This is a genomic window from Lishizhenia sp., from assembly GCF_057456495.1.
This window is the reverse complement of sequence record NZ_JBVCPV010000297.1, coordinates 1-2,198: the sequence shown is the minus strand read 5'-3', so window position 1 is coordinate 2,198 and position 2,198 is coordinate 1. Positions and strand designations below refer to the sequence as shown.

General features: G+C 36.9%; 1 protein-coding gene. It reads left to right on the top strand.

Annotation, left to right across the window (positions count from 1 at the left end; genetic code table 11):
• The coding region (locus AC22ZQ_RS14255; RefSeq protein WP_318959426.1) for a TonB-dependent receptor domain-containing protein at positions 1–2,198 on the top strand (2,198 nt) is incomplete at both ends.

Sequence of the window (2,198 nt, the reverse complement as noted above, 5' to 3'; positions counted from 1 at the left end):
GATAGCAAGAGGAGGTAATCCAATCACAGCAACACCTTTTATAGCCCATCCAAATAATGTAGAAAGCTTTTTTAGAACAGGTGTTACAAGTACTCAAAACATTGCTGTAAATAGTAGAAATGATAATGGAGGTTATCGCTTCTCTTATACCCGATTAGATAACTCTGGAACGATTCCAAATTCTGACTACCGCAGAAACAATTTGGCATTTACGGCAGATTACCAATTAAGTGAAAAGTTAAAGTTGAGAACCTATGCCAATTTTATTAATTCTAACAGTACGCACAGACCAGGATTGGGCTATGGTTCAGAGAATTTAATGTATTCTTTCCTTTGGATGGGACGTCAAGTAAACCTGAGTAATACGCAAGATTATTGGCAAGCCGGACAAGAAGGCTTTCAGCAATTCAACTACAATACACAATGGTTAGATAATCCTTATTTCAATGTTTACGAAAATACGAATGGATTTAACAAGAATAGACTTTTGGGGAATGCGGTAATGTCTTATGATATTTCTAAGAAAATAAGTTTCAGACTGCGTTCGGGAGCGGATGTTTATAATGATGTAAGAACTTCGAAAAGAGCATTTAGTACGCAGCGTTTTAAGAACGGAGCGTATAGAGAGGATGTAGTAAATTACAGCGAAATCAATACCGATGCATTATTAAACTATACCGGACAAATCACAGATCACGATGAATGGAATCTCGGAGTAGGAGCCAATAACTTTACTCAGAATATTGCTTACCAAAGTATAACAGCAGGTGAACTTTCTGTGCCGGGTATTTACAATTTTGAGAATTCTAAAATTCCTTTACAGGCTTCACAGTACAGTGGTCAAAAACAAATTAACAGTGTTTACGCGTTGGCCAATTATAATTACAAGCGTAAATTGTACCTGGATGCTACCTTACGAAATGATTATTCTTCAACGCTTCCAAAGGAGAACAACTCTTTCTTCTATTATTCAGCATCGGCTGCATTTGTGCTAACCGACTGGATGAGTTTACCGAATTGGTTAAGCTATTCTAAACTTAGATTATCTTCTTCAAGTGTAGGTAATGATACAGACCCATTTCAATTGAGAAATACATACGCATTCAATCAAAACTATGGAAGTTATCCTTTGTTGAGTAATTCTTCTACTCTGTTAAATGCCGATTTGAGACCAGAGCGTATCAATGCATTAGAAGCTGGTTTAGAGATTTACTTCTTGAAAGATAGAATAGGGTTAGATGTAACAGCTTATCAAAATACAGCAAAAGATCAAATTATTAGCTTACCTGCTTCAGCAGCAAGTGGATATACAAATCGCGTCATTAATGGTGGTGTAATTGAAAGTAAGGGGATTGAAATTGCGTTAACGGCTGATGTTATAAAAAAGAAAGATTTCAAATGGACAGCTTTTGCCAATTTTACCAAAGGAGCGAGTTATGTAGAAGAGTTACCAGAAGGTGTAGATCAATATACTACAGGGTATACAAGAGTCTATACAAGTACAGATAACTCAGTTTACTATATTGCCCAAGAAGGTGGTAGAATAGGAGATATGTACGGTACTGGATTTAAGAAATCTCCAGATGGTAGGATTATTTACGATGCCAATGGTTTACCTATTCGAGATGCTGAATTGCGTTACTTAGGGAACTACAATCCTGATTTCATGTTGGGAATTGGAAATGAATTTAAGTACAAAGGATTCAGTATGAATTTCTTGGTAGATTGGAGATATGGTGGTGTTATTGTTTCAAGAACAAAAGCCATAGGTTCAACTTCAGGTGTTTTGGAAGAAACCTTAGCTGGGAGAGAAGAAGGCATTGTGGGGGATGGTGTTGTAAATGTAGGAACTGAGACGAACCCGGTTTATGAGGAAAATACAACGGCGATTTCAGCTGCAGAATATTACAATCAATTCTACAACAGAGCCAACGAAGAAAGCGCTTTGCTTGATGCCAGTTATTTGAAATTAAGACAAGTGAGTTTATCTTACACGTTTCCAGATGCATGGGCACAGAAAATGAATTTGAACAGTTTTAAGGTAGGGTTTGTTGCCAGAAATTTGTTTACGATTACCGAAAATCCACACGTCGACCCTGAGTTAAGTGCTATGCAAGGAACGCAACAAGTGTATGGTGTAGAGGATCTATCTTATCCTTCAACACATAGTTATGGATTCAATATTCAACTCACATTCT